Here is a 15613-nt window from a genome sequence, read left to right as displayed (position 1 = left end):
GTGAGCATGAGTGAGCTCGCACGGTTGCTGGTGGTGGACGACGAGCCCGCGTTGCGTGAGGCGCTCAAGTCGAGCCTCGAGTTCGAGGGCTACAAGGTCGTCACCGCCAACGACGGGCAGGCCGCGCTGGAGGAGCTGGCGCGGGACGCGTACGGCGCGGTGCTGCTCGACGTCATGATGCCCAGGCTCGACGGGCTCACCGCCTGCCGCAGGCTCAGGGCGTCGGGCAACCACGTGCCGGTGCTCATGCTCACGGCCCGCGACGCGGTCGGCGACCGGGTCTCCGGACTCGACGCGGGCGCCGACGACTACCTGGTCAAACCGTTCGAGCTGGACGAGTTGCTGGCCCGCGTCCGCGCCCTGCTGCGGCGCAGCGCGCTCAGCGCGGCCGCCCAGGAGGACACGCTCAGCTACGGCGACCTGCGCATGGACCCGGCCACCAGGGAGGTCACCAGGGGCGACAGGCGGCTCGACCTGACCAGGACCGAGTACCTGCTGATGGAGCTGTTCCTCGCGCACCCGCGCCAGGTGCTGACCCGCGACCAGATCCTGGCGGAGGTGTGGGGCTTCGACTTCGAGCCGACGTCCAACTCGCTGGACGTGTACGTGATGTACCTGCGGCGCAAGACCGAGGCCGACGGCGAGCCGCGCGTGATCCACACGGTGCGCGGCGTGGGGTACGTGCTCCGGGCCGCACCATGAAGCGGGGCAGCCTGCGCACGAGGATGACGCTGCTGGTCGCGGCGGCCGTGGCGATCGCGGTCGCCATCTCGGCTGTGGGCTGCTGGTACCTCGTCCGCAGGGAGCTGTCCTGGCAGCTCAACGAGTCGCTGAAGACGATACGCCCGTCGCGGGAGGACATGTGGGGGGCGGAGCGGCACTGCCTGCCGAAGCCGACCGAGCCCCCCCGCGGCGAGCATGGCCGCCCGCCCTTCCTCGAGCCGGTGCAGATCGTCCTCGCCGACGGCCGCCAGTGCGTCATGGGCAATGTGGCGATCAACGTCACCGACGACGACAAACGCGTCGCCGCCGGCTACCCCGGTGAGGCCGTCTTCCGCGACGGCTACGCCGCAGACGGCACCCCGATGCGCGTGCTCACCTCGAACGTCAACAAGAACACCGCGCTCATGGTCGCCAGACCCCTGCACGAGCTACAGAGCACGCTGGGCCGCCTGGCGGTCCTGCTCGCCGGTGTGGCCGTGCTGGGCGTGCTCGTCGCGGTCTGGGCCGGCCTGCTCGTCTCCCGGACGGCGCTGCGCCCGGTCGGACGCCTCACCAAGGCCGTCGAGCACATCGCCAGGACCGAGGACCTGAACACCCGCATCCCGGTGCAGGGCAACGACGAGATCGCCCGGCTCAGCTCGTCCTTCAACGCCATGACGACGGCGCTCGCCGGGTCGCGCGACCGTCAGCAGCAGCTCGTCGCCGACGCCGGGCACGAGCTGCGCACCCCGCTCACCACCCTGCGCACCAACATCGACCTGCTGCTCCGCAGCGAGCAGACCGGCCGCCGGCTCGACCCCGGCGCCAAGGAGCGCCTCCTGGTCAACCTGAAGGCCCAGTTCGCCGAGCTGTCCACGCTGGTCGGCGACCTGCTCCAGCTCGCCCGCGGCGACACCGACCACGAGCCGCACGTCGAGCTGGGCCTGCACGAGGTGGTCAGGGCCGCGGTCGAGCGGGCGCGGCTGCGCGGCGCCGACGTCACGACCGACGTCGGGGCCTGGTACGTCGTCGGCAGCGCCACGTCCCTGGAACGTGCCGTGCTCAACCTCGTCGACAACGCCGCCAAGTTCAGCCCGGGCGGCCAGGTCGAGGTGGTGCTGCGCGGTGGCGAGCTGACCGTGCGCGACCACGGCCCGGGAATCCCCGAGGAGGAGCTGCCGCACGTCTTCGAGCGCTTCTGGCGCTCCCCGTCGGCGCGCGGCCTGCCCGGTTCGGGGCTGGGCCTGGCGATCGTGGCGCAGGCCGTGGCCGAGGCAGGGGGGACGGTCCGGCTGGCCAACGCCCCGGACGGCGGCGCGATCGCGAGCATCCTGCTGCCGGGAAATCTCACGCCACGCTCAGAATCGGATAAGTCGCATTAAATGCCCAAGCCGTGAGCTAAGGGGCATGGAAACTACAGTGAGGACGCGCCTGGTCGAGGTGGTCGTCCCGGTCCACAACGAGCAGCGGGCCCTGCGCGACAGCATCGGCCGGCTGCACCACTACCTCACCAGCACGTTCCCGTACGGCTTCCGGATCACCATCGCCGACAACGCCAGCACCGACAACACCTGGCAGCTCGCGGGCGAACTGGCCGCCGAACTACCGCACGTCCGCGCCGTGCACCTGGACGACAAGGGGCGCGGCCGGGCCCTGCGCCGCGTCTGGTCCGGCAGCGACGCGGACGTCGTCAGCTACATGGACGTGGACCTGTCGACCGACCTCGACGCCTTCCTGCCCCTGGTCGCGCCCCTGCTGTCGGGCCACAGCGACCTGGCCATCGGCACCCGCCTCGCCCGGGCGTCCCGCGTGGTGCGCGGGCCGAAGCGCGCGTTCGTCTCCCGCACCTACAACCTGCTGCTCCGCTCGCTCATGGGCGCGCGCTTCTCCGACGCGCAGTGCGGGTTCAAGGCCGTGCGCACCGAGATCGCGCAGGCGCTGCTGCCCGCCGTCGAGGACGAGCAGTGGTTCTTCGACACCGAGCTGCTGCTGCTCGCCGAGCGGCACGGGCTGCGCATCCACGAGGTGCCCGTCGACTGGGTGGACGATCCCGACAGCCGGGTGGACATCGTCCAGACCGCGCTGGACGACCTGCGCGGCCTGGCCAGGGTCGCCCGCAGGACCGTGTCGGGCGCCGCCCGCCTGCCCGTCCCGGCCAGGGTCCAGCAGGCCCAGCTGCCGCGCGGCATGGCCAGGCAGCTGCCCAGGTTCGCCGTCGTCGGCGTGATCAGCACGCTCGCCTACCTGCTGCTGTTCTCGCTGCTGCGGCAGGTCACCCCGGTGCTCGTCGCGAACGCGATCGCGCTGCTCAGCACGGCCGTCGCCAACACCGCGGCCAACCGGCGCTTCACCTTCGGCGTGACCGGCCCGCAAGGGGCCGTGCGGCACCAGGTCGAGGGGCTGATCGCGTTCCTCGTCGGGCTGGCGCTCACCTCCGGTGGGCTGGCCTTGCTGCCCGACGGCGTCTCGCACGGCGTCGAGCTGTTCGCCGTCATCGTCGCCAACGCGCTGGCGACCCTCGTCCGGTTCCTCCTGCTCCGGGTGTGGGTGTTCCACCCGAACCGGAGGACGTCCCGATGACCGTCACCCCCATCGGGCGCCGGTTCCTCCTCGGCCCCTCCGGAGACCCGCGCTGGTCGCGTCCCGCGCTGTGGGCGGTGCTCGTCGCCGCCTTCGTCCTCTACACCTGGGCGCTGAGCGGCAACGCCAACGAGTACTACGCCGCCGCCGTCCGCTCGGGCACCGAGAGCTGGAAGGCGCTGTTCTTCGGCGCGCTCGACGCCGGCTCGTTCATCACGGTCGACAAGCCGCCGCTGGCGCTCTGGGTGATGGGCCTGTCGGCGCGGATCTTCGGCTTCGGGACGTGGAGCATGCTGCTCCCGCAGGCCCTCGCCGGCGTGGCCGCCGTGGCGCTGGTCTTCTCCGCCGTCCGCCGCGCCATGGAGCGTCCTGCCGCCTCCCGGGGGACGGGACCACGGACCTTCCCGGAGGCGGGCACCCGGACCGTCAACGGGACGGTAGCGCGGGCGCACGCCGCCGCGCTGGTCGCGGCCGTGGTGATGACGCTGACGCCGATCACCGTGGCGATCAACCGCGACAACAACCCCGACCCGATCCTCGTCCTGCTGCTGACCCTGGCCGCCTGGTTCTGCCTGGAGTCGCTGCTCACCGGGCGGCTGCGCGCGCTGCTGTGGTGCGCGCTGTTCGTGGGCCTGGCCTTCAACGCCAAGATGCTCCAGGCGTACCTGGTCGTGCCCGCCTTCGCCGTCGCCTACCTGTTCTGCGCCCGGCACCCCCTGGGGAGGCGGCTGGCGCACCTGGTGGCGGCGGGCGTCGTGATGGCGGTGTCGAGCGCCTGGTGGATGGTGGCCGTGGACCTCTGGCCCGCGGACTCCCGCCCGTACGTCGGCGGTTCCACCGACAACTCCGTCCGGGACCTGGTCATCGGCTACAACGGCCTCGGCCGGATCTTCGGCCAGGGCGGCGGCCCCGGTGGTGGTGGCGGCGCCTCGTTCGGCGGCGAGTCGGGCGCGGGGCGGCTGTTCAACGACACGATGGCGGGTCAGATCTCCTGGCTGCTGCCGTTCTGCGCGCTGGCGCTGGTGCTCGCCCTGCTGCTGCCGCGCCTGGGGAGGGGCCCGGCGAGCGTGCCCGGTGGGGCGTGGCTGGTGTGGGGCGGGTGGCTGGTCGTGCACGTCGTCGTCTTCAGCTTCTCCAGCGGCACCTTCCACCCGTACTACACGACCGCCATGACCCCGGCGGTCGCGGCCGTGACCGGGATGGGCGGCGTGCTCATGTGGCAGCTGTACCGCCGGTCGCGGGCCTGGGCATGGGCGCTGCCGCTGGGGGTCGCGGTCACCGGCGGGTGGTCGTTCGCGGTGCTGCGCCGGACGCCCGAGTTCGTGCCGTGGCTGGCGTGGGCGGTGCTCGCGGCGACGGCGCTGGCGGCGGCAGGGCTGCTGCTGGCCAGGCTGCGGACGGACGTCGCCGTCAGGATCGCCACGGCGGCCCTGGTCGCCACGGTGTTCGCCGCCCTCGCCGGGCCCGCCGCGTACGCGGTCACGCCGCTCCAGTCGCAGGTCAACGGCGCCAACCCGACCGCCGGCCCGGTCACGGGACGGATGGGGTCCGGGCCGGGCGGCCAGATGCGTCCGGCACAGGCCGGACTCCCGCCCATGGGCGACGAGCGACCCGGCGCCCTGGGCCGGCCTCCCGGACAGGACCGCCGTTCGTTCCCCATGGGCGGCGGCCCCGGACGGCGGGTCAGCGACGCGCTCGTCTCCTACCTGACGGCCAACCAGGGCAAGGCCACCTGGCTCGTCGCGGTGAGCAGCGCCCAGGAAGCGTCGTCGATCATCCTGTCCACCGGCGAACCCGTCATCGCCATGGGCGGCTTCACCGGCGGCGACCCCGCCATGACCGTGGACCGGCTGAAGAAGCTTGTCGCGTCCGGCAGCCTCCGCTACGTCCTGCCGGGCGCCGGCAGGGGCGGGCCGGGCAGAGGAAACACCGAGGTCACGGCCTGGGTTCAGGCCAACTGCAAGGCCGTGGACGGCCAGGACGGCCTCTACGACTGCTCGGCCGGCTAGATCGCGGGGTTGACAACGATGTCAGCCCCGCTCTTGATGGGTCTATGGGCGCACCGCTGCTCGAAGCCCGCGGAATCGTCAAGAACTACGGCCACGTCGAGGCGCTGCGCGGCGCGGACTTCACGCTGCCGCCCGGCGAGGTGGTCGCCCTGATCGGCGACAACGGCGCGGGCAAGTCCACGCTGGCGAAGATCCTCTCAGGCGTCGAGCGGCCCGACGGCGGGCAGCTCGCGATCGACGGCCGGCCGATCGCGTTCGGCTCGGTCGAGGAGGCCAGGAACGCCGGGATCGAGACCGTCTACCAGGACCTCGCCCTGTGCCCGCACCTGACCCCCGCCGCCAACTTCTTCCTCGGCAGGGAGTTGCTCAGGCCCGGCCTGCCAGGGCTGCTCGGGCTGCTCGGGCTGCTCGACAACGCGACCATGCGCCGCCGCACGCGCGAGGCGTGCGAGCGGCTCGGCGTCCGGCTGAAGTCGCAGACGGCGCCGGTGTCGGCGCTGTCGGGCGGTCAGCGGCAGGGGGTCGCGGTCGCCCGCGCGGTCACCTGGGCCCGCCGCGTCGTCTTCATGGACGAGCCGACCGCCGCGCTCGGCGTGGTGCAGACCCAGCGGGTCCTCGACCTCATCCGCGTCGTGCGGGACTCCGGCGTCGCCGTGGTCCTGGTCAGCCACAACATGCAGGACGTGAAAGCGGTCTCGGACCGTGTCGAGGTGCTGCGCCTGGGCCGCCGGGTGGCACGCTTCGCCACCGCGACCGCCTCGATGGAGGACCTGGTCGGAGCCATGACCGGCGCACTCGAACAGCAACCCGGCCTACCGGAACGGCCGCCCGAGATCCGCACGCAGGCCGACCCCGAACCCGGCCCACCGGAACGGCCGCCCGAGATCCGTACGCAGGCCGACCCGGAACCCGGCCTACCGGAACGGCCGCCCGGGGAGTCCGGGGCGGGAGCGCAGGGGAGCGGCGAGTGAGGCGGCTGGCTGGGGCGCAGGTGTTCTGGATCGCCGTCGTCCTCGCGGCCCTGCTGGCGGCGTTCTCGGCGTTACGGCCCGGCAGCTTCGCGACCCCCTTCAACCTGCTGAACCTGGTCAGCGACGCGGCCATCCTGCTGCTGCTCGCCACCGGCATGACGTACGTGATCATCACGGCCGGCATCGACCTGTCGGTCGGCGGCGTGCTGGTGTTCTCCGCCGTGGCCGCCGCCAGGACCATGGACGCCACCGGCTCGCTGCCGCTCGGCGCGGCCGTCGCCGTCCTCGCCGGGCTGGCCTGGGGTGTCGTCAACGGCACGCTGGTCGCCCTGGGGCGCATTCCGGCGCTGATCGTGACGCTGGGCACGCTCGGCATGTCACTCGGCGGCGCGCTGCTGCTGACCGGCGGCGTCGACCTGCGCGCGCCCACCGAGCTCAACCTGGGCCTGGGACTGGCGCGCGCGCTCGGCGTGCCGCTCATCGTGTGGATCTGCGCGGCCATCGTCGCCGTGCTCGGCGCCGTGCTGGCGGCGACCCGCTTCGGCCGCCACACGTACGCGATCGGGTCGAACGCCGAGGCGGCCCGCCGCGGCGGTGTCGCCGTCAACCGGCACCTGGTCAGGGTGTACGGGCTGGCGGGGCTGCTCGCGGGGCTCGCCGGATACCTGTCGCTGGCCAAGTACGGCATCACCGGCGTGTCCGCGCACTCGACCGACAACCTGCAGGCCATCGCGGCGGTGGTGATCGGCGGCACGTCCCTGTTCGGCGGTGTCGGCACCGTCGTCGGGACCGTCATCGGGGTGTTCATCCCGGTCGTGCTGCAGAACGGGTTCCAGATCCTCGGCGTGCGGCCGTTCTGGCAGCAGGTGGTGGTGGGCGCCGTGCTCGTCGCCGCCGTCTACGCCGACCAGCGGCAGCGTGGCAGACGCGACACTTGAGGAGGCACCATGCGCAAGGCACTGGCACTGGGAACGCTGCTGCTGACGGTCGCCGCCTGCGGCCAGGCGTCGGGGGGAGGGGGCGGTGGCCAGACCAGGGTCGCGCTCGTCCAGGGCCTGGCGGGTGAGGAGTTCTACGAGACCATGGCCTGCGGCGCGAAGGCGAAGGCCAAGGAGCTGGGGGTGCAGCTCGACGTCCAGGGGCCGCAGAAGTTCGACCCGACGCTGCAGACGCCGATCGTCAACTCGGTCGTCGCAGGCAAGCCCGACGCGTTGCTCATCGCCCCGACGGACGTCAAGGCCATGATCGCCCCGCTGACGCAGGCCAAGCAGCAGGGCATCAAGATCATCCTGGTGGACACGGTGGTCGAGGACCAGAGCATCGGCCTGTCCCGGATCAGCACCGACAACCTCAAGGGCGGCGCGGCGGCGGCCAAGGCCCTGGCCGAGCAGATCGGCGACAAGGGCAAGGCCCTGGTCATCTCGACGGACCCCGGCGTCAGCACGGTGGACGCCCGCATCAAGGGCTTCGAGCAGGAGATCAAGGCCGGCCACCCGAACATCTCGTACCTCGGCGTCCAGTACTCGCACAACGACGTCGGAGAAGCCAGCAAGATCGTCAATGCGGCCCTGGCCAAGGACCCGGACCTCGCCGGAGTCTTCGCCACCAACCTCAACTCGGCCACCGGCGCCGGCTCGGCGCTGCAGCAGGCGGGCAAGCTGGGCCAGGTCAAGATGGTCGGCTTCGACGCGGGCCCGGCCCAGGTCAAGCAGCTCAAGGACGGCGTCGTCCAGGCGCTGATCGCCCAGCGCCCCGGTGACATCGGCGCCAAGGGCGTCGAGCAGGCGGTGGCGGCCGTCAAGGGCCGGCAGGTCACCCCCTCGATCCCGACGGACGCCACGATCGTCACCAGGGACAACGTGGACAGCCCGGAGATTCAGCAGGTCCTCTACAAGGCGGGCTGCTGAAGGCGGATAAGCTTGGGCGGTGTCGAGTAGGACCAGGGCCGAGCAGGCAGACCAGCGCAGAGCCGAACTGCTCGAAGCCACCCGCAAGGTAGTGCTGGAGAAGGGCCTGGCCCACACCCGGATCGCCGACATCGCCAAGTCGATCAACGTCAGCGGCGGGCTGATCCACTACCACTTCGCGACGAAGGACGAGCTCATCGTCGCCATGCTGAAGGCCACTCTCGACATCGAGAGCGCCCGGCTCGCCGAGCTGGCCGGCGGCCCCGGCACGGCGGTCGAGCGGCTGGACCGGGTGCTGCGCTACTACATCCCCGAGTCGCGCTCCGACCAGAGCTGGCTGCTGTGGATCGACGCCTGGAACACCGCGCTGCGCGAACCGGCGGTGAACGCGATCATGCTGGAGCTGGAGACGGCCTGGCTGGAGGCGCTGGCGCAGGTCCTCGCCTCGGGCGCCGAAGCGGGGGAGTTCACCTGCGAGGACCCGCCCGGCTCGGCGGAGCGCATCGACGCCATGCTCGACGGCCTGATCATCCGCTACACCCTGCACCCCAACGTGCTGACCCGCGGCCGCCTGCTCACCCACGCCAGAACCGCCGCGGCCCAGGAGGCGGGAGTCCCGGTCACCGCCTTCTCCTGAGGCGCGAACCCGTCCGTCAAGCCGAGGGCCGGGTGGGCGTGCGCGGGGTCAGGCGGGCAGCGCGGCGAGGAGGAAGGCGAGGCGGGCGGCGGCGGCCTCGACGTCGTCGGTGCTGCCGAGCCGATAGCCCCAGGACGTGACGAACGCCCCCTCTTCGGAGCACGTCACCGTCTCCGCCAGTGTGGCCGAAAACCGGTTGCGGACCGCCACGTAGGCCGGGTCTGAGGCCAGGGCCAGACTCTGAACCGACAGGTCAGCGTGACGACCTGCGTGCCATGCGAACTGCTTGAGGCAGAGCGCCGTATCCAGCATCATGCGTCACCTCCGCAACGTCTCGCGACAGAATTGCACGATCTTGGGGCGGGCGGCAAGCAATTGCGGGGATTAATGTGAGGGTTGTCGTCCGTGGCCGTGAAGTATACGGATGATGACATCTCGTCCGGCTTCGTCGAACGCCGCGACCTTGGCGTAGTCGTCGAACGCGCGCACGTAGAGCGCGACGTCGTCCGGATCGCGCAGGACCAGGTCCTTCGTCATGGTGGCCACGCCGACCATGGCGTCGTTGTAGATCCAGAACCCGTTGATCGGCGACGACGGCAGCTCGGCGTCGAACGGGATCACGCCGAACTCCACGTTCGGCAGCGTGCTGACGGCGAGCAGCCGGTCGAGCTGGCCGCGCATGACGTCGGCGGGCGCGAGCCGGGTGTGCAGCGCCGACTCGAACACGACGAACCGGAACGTGCGGCTGCGGTCGTAGAGGATCTCCTGGCGCTGCATCCGCACCCGGACGGCCGCGTCGATCTGGTCGGCCGCGCTGTAGAGCCGCTTGACCTTGCGGAACACGTGCCGCGCGTACTCGGTCGTCTGCAGCAGCCCCACCACGATGCCCGGCTCGAACACGCGGAACAGCTTCGTGCGGGCCTCCAGGTCGCGGATGTCCTCCTGGAGCGCGGCCAGGCCGCTGCGGTGCCGCTGCTTCCAGTCGTCGTGCCGCTCCAGCAGCGTGATCGCCTGACTGATCAGCTCGTCCGTCGTCTCCGGAGCGGCCTGGACGGCCTGCGCCCACACCACGACGTCGTCCTCGGTGGCCGTCTGCCTGGCGTTCTCCAGGCGCGAGACCTTGGACGGCTGCCAGTGCAGTCGTTCGGCCAGCTCCTTGCCGGACAGGTGGGCGGCCTCGCGCAACTGGCGTAACTGGCTGCCGAGGTCGATGCGCGCCTGCTGAAAGGACGTCACGCCGAAAGAGGCTAGACCCGCTGGAGAGGATCATGCCAGGCCCAGTCACGCAATCGTGATCAATTGATCGCGGTAGGTGGCGGGCCCGGCGCGGAGAAAGCGCTTACTGGGCGTCCAGCAGGACCCGGCGGGCGATCTCGGTGATGAGCTCGCGGGGGACCTCGACCGCCGCCTCGCCGTCGAGGACGTCCCGGAGGTCCGCGAGCGCCTCGGGGTCGGTGACCTGGAGACCCTGCACGACGATGGTGCCGCGGTCGGTCTCGTACAGGGTGGGGCAGGCGCCCGCCTCAGACGTGGAGCCGAGGAACCGCATGCGCATGACGATCCTTCCCCGAACATTGGGCTGCAATTGCGCGCAATTGTACGTCTCGAAGGGATTTGTGTGATCGTTTTCTGAAAAATGGCGCATTGGGGGATATGGCGTACCCGGCAGCCGGGGAGTGCGTCAGGGATGTTCGAGGCGCCCGTGCGTGATCTCGTGCGCTCTGGCGAAGAGGGTCAGGGTGGTGGCGTGCAGGACGTCGCCGATCTCCTTGGGGGCCTTGCCCGCGCAGGCCCGCGCGTGCGTGCCCTCCAGCACGATGCCGAGCTTGAAACAGGCCAGCACGGCGTACCAGTCGACCGCCGACAGGTCGCGCTCCGACAGCGCCGCGTAGTAGGCGACCAGCTCCGCCGGCGACGGCAGCCCCGGCACGTGCTCGGCGTTCGACGGCCAGGTGGCCAGGAGCCAGCCCAGGTCCAGCAGCGGGTCGCCGATCGTGCACATCTCCCAGTCGACGATCGCCGCCACCCTCGGACCGTCGTGGGCGAACATCAGGTTCGCGAAGTGGTAGTCGCCGTGCATGACGCCCGGCGTGAAGCTCCCTGGACGGTTCCGCTCCAGCCAGGCGGCCGTGTCGTCCAGGTGCGGGATGTCCGGGCCCGGGTAGCCGTCGAGCCGCCCGTACGAGTCGAGCTCCCGCAGCCAGCGCGGCACCTGCCGCTCCAGGAAGCCCTCCGGACGGCCGAAGCCGGGCAGCGTTTCGGGCGCGACCCGTCCCAGCTGGGCCAGCGCGGCGGCCGCCTCCAGCCCCATGCGGTGCTGGATGGCCGGGTCGGACGCGTGCGGCTCGGGCAGCCCGGTCGAGGGGTTGAACCCGTCGACGGGCTCCATCAGGTAGAACACCGGTTCCTCGGCCGTCTGCGCCGCCACCAGCCTCGGGACGGGCACCGGCGTGTCGCGCAACGCCGCGAGCAGCCGCGCCTCGCGGCGCAGCACCTCGTTGCTCTGCTGCCGCGCGTGCAGCGGCGGCCTGCGCAGGATGTACGGGACGCCGCCGCGCTCGAACCTCACCATGACGTTCTGGGTGCCGCCGGGGACCGGGGCGACGCCGGTGACGGGGCCTCCTGGCAGGCCCTGGGCGTCCATCCAGGCGCCGAGCGCGTCGAGGTCGACGGTGCTGACGTCGATGTGCGTTGAGGTCATGGCCGCTCCTCGACCGAACGACATTCTGGCGGTGACCCTACGAGAGCCCGCTCACCAGGTCAACCGCTTGAGGCGGACCCGCGCGGCCCCACGCTCACGAGATCAATCGGGGAACCGCTTGAGGCAGCCCCACGCTCGTCAGGTGAACCCGGGCCCCTGGGAGTTGCTGCGCCGTTCAGTGATCATCCAAGGGCCTGCATGAACGGCAGGAACTGCCGGGTGCGGTCGCCGGGCAGTTCGCCGTCGCGGACCATCAGCGAGACCGGCCACGGGGCGCCGATACCGTGCTCGCCCGCCCAGCCGACCAGGCTCTCCTTCGCCAGGTCCAGGTCCAGGCGGACCTCGCCGCCGACGTCCAGAGCCAGGTCCCCGATGAGCGCCCTGGCGGTCCGCTCGTCCTGCGCCACCACCGGGCCGATCACTACGTTGCCGTCGTTGCGCCAGCAGTGCCCGAACCCGCCCTCGGCGACGCGCACCCGCTCGCCGAAGGAGAACATCCGCCGCAGCAGCGCCGACCTGTCGGTGTCGAACACCTCGGCGTCCAGGGCGAGGACGGCGTCGAGGTCCTCGACGGTGGCCGGGCGCGTGCTGCCGGAAGGACGGCCCTCGAAGACGCCGGTGTGCTTGGCGACCCGTCCCACCGTCCGGAAGCCGAGCCGCTCGTAGAGCGGGCGGCCGTTCTCGGTGGCGTGCAGCGACACGACACGGCCGGACGCCTGGTCGAGCACGTGCTCCATGAGCCCGCGCGCCAGCCCCTGCCTGCCGTACCGGGAGGCGGTGAGGACCATGCTGACCACGGCGTGGTCGTCGCCGTACCGGGTCAGGACGTTCGTCGCGGCCAGCCCGTCGCCGTCGGCCGCGTCGACGCCGTACACCTCGCCGACCTCGAACAGCAGCGTCCACTTGTGCCGCTCGGGCGGCCACTGGCGGTCCTCGGCGAGCTTCGTGCAGGCATCGAGATCGTCCAGGGTGAGACGGCGCGGCTCCATGCCGGACATCATCCAGGCAGCACCCCCACGCGCCCAACCGAATTTCCGCCCGGAAGCGCCGGATGGCGGGGTGGGTCGCCGGGACTGCCGGAGGGCGGCGTGGGGTTCCCGGGACTGCCGGAGGGCGGCGTGGGGTCGCCGGACCTGCCGGATGGCGGCGCGCCGACGAGCAGTGCGCGGGGCGGCGCTGGGCGTCGCGCCCGGCAGCCGGAGTCGTCGGATGTCGGCCGCTGGTGTCGCAGCGACGGTCTCCTGCTGTCGGATCTGGGGGAGTATAGGAGGATGGAGTGCTTTGTGGCGGTTGATGTCGGTGGGACGAGCATCAAAGGCGGGCTCGTCACGTCAGACGGCACCATCCTCTACTCCGAACGCCGCCCCACCCCTCGCGCCGAGGGGCCGGATCGGGTGATCGCCGCCATCTCGTCCTTCATCGCCGACCTCTCCCGGCCCCGGCCCCACGCGGCGGGCCTCCTCACTCCCGTAGCGGTCGGGCTGGCCGTTCCCGGGCTGGTCACGCCGACGCACGCGATCTTCTCCGCCGCCTTCGGCTGGCGCGACGTCCCCGCCGAAGCCTTCAGCGGGGGAGACCTGCCGCTGGCGCTCGGCCACGATGTCCGCTCGGCCGGAGAAGCCGAACTCGCGTTCGCCGGTGCTGCCGAGCGCGAAGCCGAAGGCGCTGGACGTGAGCGCGAGGGTGACCAGCCTGAGGGCGGGGGCGCTGGACGTGAGTGCGAGGGTGGAGGACACGTCCTCTACCTCCCCATAGGCACCGGCATCGCGGGCGCGATCGTCCTCTCCGGCTCTCTGTACGGTGGCGCGTCCGGCTGGGCGGGGCAGATCGGGCACATTCCGGTCTGGCCGGACGGCCTGCCCTGCGGGTGCGGGCAGCGCGGCTGTCTCGGCGCGTACGCCTCCGCCTCGGCGATCGCCTCCCGTTGCGGGGAGTCCTCGGCCGCGGCGGTCGTCCGCCGGGTGGAGGCAGGTGACACGCAGGCCACGTCCGTGTGGGACGAGGCCGTGGAGGCGCTGGCGGCCGCCCTGGCCACCTACACGCTCCTGCTCGACCCGGCGCTCGTCGTCGTCGGCGGCGGGCTCTCGCTCGCGGGCGACACGCTCCTCGTCCCGCTTCGGGAGCGGCTCGCGTCCCGCCTCGCCTTCCGCCACCCTCCCGGCGTCCGCGCCTCGTCCCTCGGTGTCCACGCAGGACTGCTCGGTGCCGGCCTCCTCGCCGCCCGCGCCCGGTAACCCGCCGCCTCTGGAGATCCCGCGACCTGAGGCCGCGCCGGATCGTCCGGCGTGCCGGCCTCGTTGACGGCGGTGGGTCGCAGGGGCCGCCGGCCTTCGATCAGACCGGCGGGCTACGGCAGGAGGGTGGCCGGGGTGTCCACGAGTTGGGCGCGGAGTTCCTCGCCCAGGGCCTTGGCCTGGGGGTCCAGGCGTGGGCTGGCCGCTACGCCGCGGCCGAGGAGGCCGTGGATCACGAAGTTCAGCGCGCGGAGGTTGGGCAGGTCGTAGCGGTCGACGCGATGCGGGGCCAGGTCGGGGAGGAGGGCCTTGAGGCGGTTCGGCGTGAGGTAGGTCGCCAGCCAGGCGTACTGCTCCGCTGTGGCGACCCAGACGCCGAGGTTCGCGTTGCCGCCCTTGTCGCCCGAGCGGGCGCCCACGATGCGTCCCAGAGGGACGCGGACGGTTGGCCCGTCACCGGGGGCGGGCGCGGCGTCACGGTCCGGCGGCGGGGGAGCGGAGGCGCCGCCGGCGTTCGCCGGGGGCGGGACGAGGTCGGCGGATGCGGTGACGGGCGGACTGGCGGTGGGGTCGTCGGGCACGGGGACGCCGTTCAGGAAGACCTGCGGGTGCACGTCGGACGCCGGGACGAGGGAGGGCCAGTAGATCCCGTACGGGCTGGCGTCGCCCGGCGGGGTGAGGCCGTGGAAGCCCGGATAGCTGGCCAGACCCGTTTCGACCACGGCCGAGGAGAAGGCCCTGCCTGCGGTGCGCCGGTCCGGGTCCATGACGGTGATCCGGAGAAGGCCCGACGGGGTGAGGGTGACGTCCGTCTGGGCGAAGGTGTCGCGGGGGATTCTGGCCCAGATCGCGGCCTCCGCCAGGCGGGCTTTGGCGGGAATGTCCAGGCCCGTCAGGACGAGGGTCATGGTGTTGCGGTAGCCGCCCAGGTAGTTGACCGCGACCTTGAGGGTGTCGGGCGGCGGTTCGCCCCGCACGCCGGAGATCCTGACACGGTCGGGGCCGTCGTCCATGAGGGTGATCGTGTCGAAGCGGGCCACCACGTCGGGGCCGAGGTAGCGGGGCCCGGCGATCTCGTAGACGAGCTGGGCGGTCACGGTGCCGATCGAGACCCGTCCGCCGGTGCCGGGATGCTTGGTGATCACCGCGGAGCCGTCGGCGTGCAGCTCGGCGATGGGGAAGCCGCAGTGGGCCAGGTCCGGGACGTCCTGGAAGAAGGCGTAGTTGCCGCCCGTCGCCTGGCAGCCGCACTCGATGACGTGGCCCGCCACCACCGACCCCGCGAGCTGGTCCAGGTCGGCGGGCTGCCAGCCGTAGCGCCAGATGCCGGGGCCGGTGACGAGGGCGGCGTCCGTGACGCGGCCGGTCACGACGATGTCGGCGCCCGCCGTGAGGGCCGTCGCTATGGGGCGTCCGCCGAGGTAGGCGTTGGCGGTAAGCGGCTTGGCGGTCAGTCTCTCGCCGGTGTCGGCGTTGACGTGCTCGAGGTCGCGGGCGGTGAGGTCGTCGCCGGTGACATGCGCGACGTCGGGCGAGAGGCCGAGCCTGGCGGCGAGGTCGTGGACGGCTTCTGCGCACCCGGCCGGATCCAGCCCGCCCGCGTTCGCCACGATCTTCACGCCTCTTTCCAGGCAGAGCCCGAGGACGTCCTCAAGCTGCCTGAGAAAGGTGGGCGCGTAACCGGGGCGGCCCTTGAGGCGGTTCCCCGCGAGGATGAGCATGGTCAGCTCGGCCAGCCAGTCGCCGGTGAGCACGTCGATGGGGCCGCCCTCGACCATCTCCCGGGCCGCCGACAGACGGTCGCCGTAGAAGCCGCTGCAGTTGGCGACGCGCAGCGTCATGCCAGGCCCTCCAGGTGCGTGCACATGCCGG

The 15613-nt window shown here is 72.0% G+C and carries 15 protein-coding genes; 9 read left to right on the top strand and 6 right to left on the bottom strand.

Annotated features, from left to right (window positions below; genetic code table 11):
* The first annotated feature begins 6 nt into the window (after positions 1-6).
* The 8 genes from ABT294_RS31870 to ABT294_RS31835 are packed head-to-tail and all read left to right on the top strand — an operon-like array spanning position 7 to position 8806.
* Positions 7-702, top strand: a complete 696-nt coding sequence (locus tag ABT294_RS31870; protein WP_350810002.1) for a response regulator transcription factor — start codon at positions 7-9, stop codon at positions 700-702.
* Entirely contained in the window at positions 699-2084 is a 1386-nt protein-coding gene (locus ABT294_RS31865) for a HAMP domain-containing sensor histidine kinase (protein WP_350810001.1), read from the top strand. The genes ABT294_RS31870 and ABT294_RS31865 overlap by 4 nt, the downstream gene beginning before the upstream one ends.
* 37 nt (positions 2085-2121) lie before the next feature.
* Entirely contained in the window at positions 2122-3282 is a 1161-nt protein-coding gene (locus ABT294_RS31860) for a bifunctional glycosyltransferase family 2/GtrA family protein (RefSeq protein ID WP_350810000.1), read from the top strand.
* Positions 3279-5291: an ArnT family glycosyltransferase gene (locus ABT294_RS31855; protein ID WP_350809999.1), complete on the top strand. Its 2013-nt coding sequence runs from the start codon at positions 3279-3281 to the stop codon at positions 5289-5291. The genes ABT294_RS31860 and ABT294_RS31855 overlap by 4 nt, the downstream gene beginning before the upstream one ends.
* 44 nt (positions 5292-5335) lie before the next feature.
* Positions 5336-6262, top strand: a complete 927-nt coding sequence (locus ABT294_RS31850) for an ATP-binding cassette domain-containing protein (RefSeq protein WP_350809998.1) — start codon at positions 5336-5338, stop codon at positions 6260-6262.
* On the top strand, positions 6259-7200 hold the full coding sequence (locus ABT294_RS31845) for an ABC transporter permease (RefSeq protein ID WP_350809997.1): 942 nt from the start codon (positions 6259-6261) through the stop codon (positions 7198-7200). The genes ABT294_RS31850 and ABT294_RS31845 overlap by 4 nt, the downstream gene beginning before the upstream one ends.
* Before the next feature lie 9 nt (positions 7201-7209).
* Entirely contained in the window at positions 7210-8169 is a 960-nt protein-coding gene (locus ABT294_RS31840) for an ABC transporter substrate-binding protein (protein WP_350809996.1), read from the top strand.
* Between the two features lie 19 nt (positions 8170-8188).
* Positions 8189-8806 carry a TetR/AcrR family transcriptional regulator gene (locus ABT294_RS31835; RefSeq protein ID WP_350809995.1) on the top strand — a complete coding sequence of 206 codons (618 nt, stop codon included), beginning with the start codon at positions 8189-8191 and terminating at the stop codon, positions 8804-8806.
* Positions 8807-8854: 48 nt separating this feature from the next.
* Here ABT294_RS31835 and ABT294_RS31830 read toward each other — a convergent pair whose 3' ends face one another.
* From ABT294_RS31830 to ABT294_RS31810, 5 genes are all read right to left on the bottom strand, one after another.
* Positions 8855-9121: a hypothetical protein gene (locus ABT294_RS31830; protein ID WP_350809994.1), complete on the bottom strand. Its 267-nt coding sequence runs from the start codon at positions 9119-9121 to the stop codon at positions 8855-8857.
* A gap of 69 nt (positions 9122-9190) precedes the next feature.
* Positions 9191-10042 carry a helix-turn-helix domain-containing protein gene (locus ABT294_RS31825; protein WP_350809993.1) on the bottom strand — a complete coding sequence of 284 codons (852 nt, stop codon included), beginning with the start codon at positions 10040-10042 and terminating at the stop codon, positions 9191-9193.
* Between the two features lie 103 nt (positions 10043-10145).
* Positions 10146-10361 (bottom strand): hypothetical protein, encoded by a 216-nt coding sequence (locus ABT294_RS31820; protein ID WP_350809992.1) that lies wholly within the window; start codon positions 10359-10361, stop codon positions 10146-10148.
* A 126-nt stretch (positions 10362-10487) separates the two neighbouring features.
* A complete protein-coding gene (locus ABT294_RS31815) occupies positions 10488-11507 on the bottom strand; it encodes a phosphotransferase family protein (protein ID WP_350809991.1) in 1020 nt (339 codons plus the stop codon).
* A gap of 182 nt (positions 11508-11689) precedes the next feature.
* Positions 11690-12496 (bottom strand): GNAT family N-acetyltransferase, encoded by an 807-nt coding sequence (locus ABT294_RS31810; protein ID WP_350809990.1) that lies wholly within the window; start codon positions 12494-12496, stop codon positions 11690-11692.
* Between the two features lie 294 nt (positions 12497-12790).
* Here ABT294_RS31810 and ABT294_RS31805 point away from each other — a divergent pair, with 294 nt between their 5' ends.
* Positions 12791-13741, top strand: a complete 951-nt coding sequence (locus ABT294_RS31805; protein ID WP_350809989.1) for an ROK family protein — start codon at positions 12791-12793, stop codon at positions 13739-13741.
* A 113-nt stretch (positions 13742-13854) separates the two neighbouring features.
* Here the strand turns inward: ABT294_RS31805 and ABT294_RS31800 are convergent, their stop codons facing one another.
* Positions 13855-15582: an acyclic terpene utilization AtuA family protein gene (locus ABT294_RS31800; protein WP_350809988.1), complete on the bottom strand. Its 1728-nt coding sequence runs from the start codon at positions 15580-15582 to the stop codon at positions 13855-13857.
* Between the last annotated feature and the right edge of the window lie 31 nt (positions 15583-15613).

The sequence above is a fragment of the Nonomuraea sp. NPDC000554 genome (assembly GCF_040300065.1).
GTDB lineage: Bacteria > Actinomycetota > Actinomycetes > Streptosporangiales > Streptosporangiaceae > Nonomuraea.
This window is presented reverse-complemented; position numbering and strand designations above follow the sequence as displayed.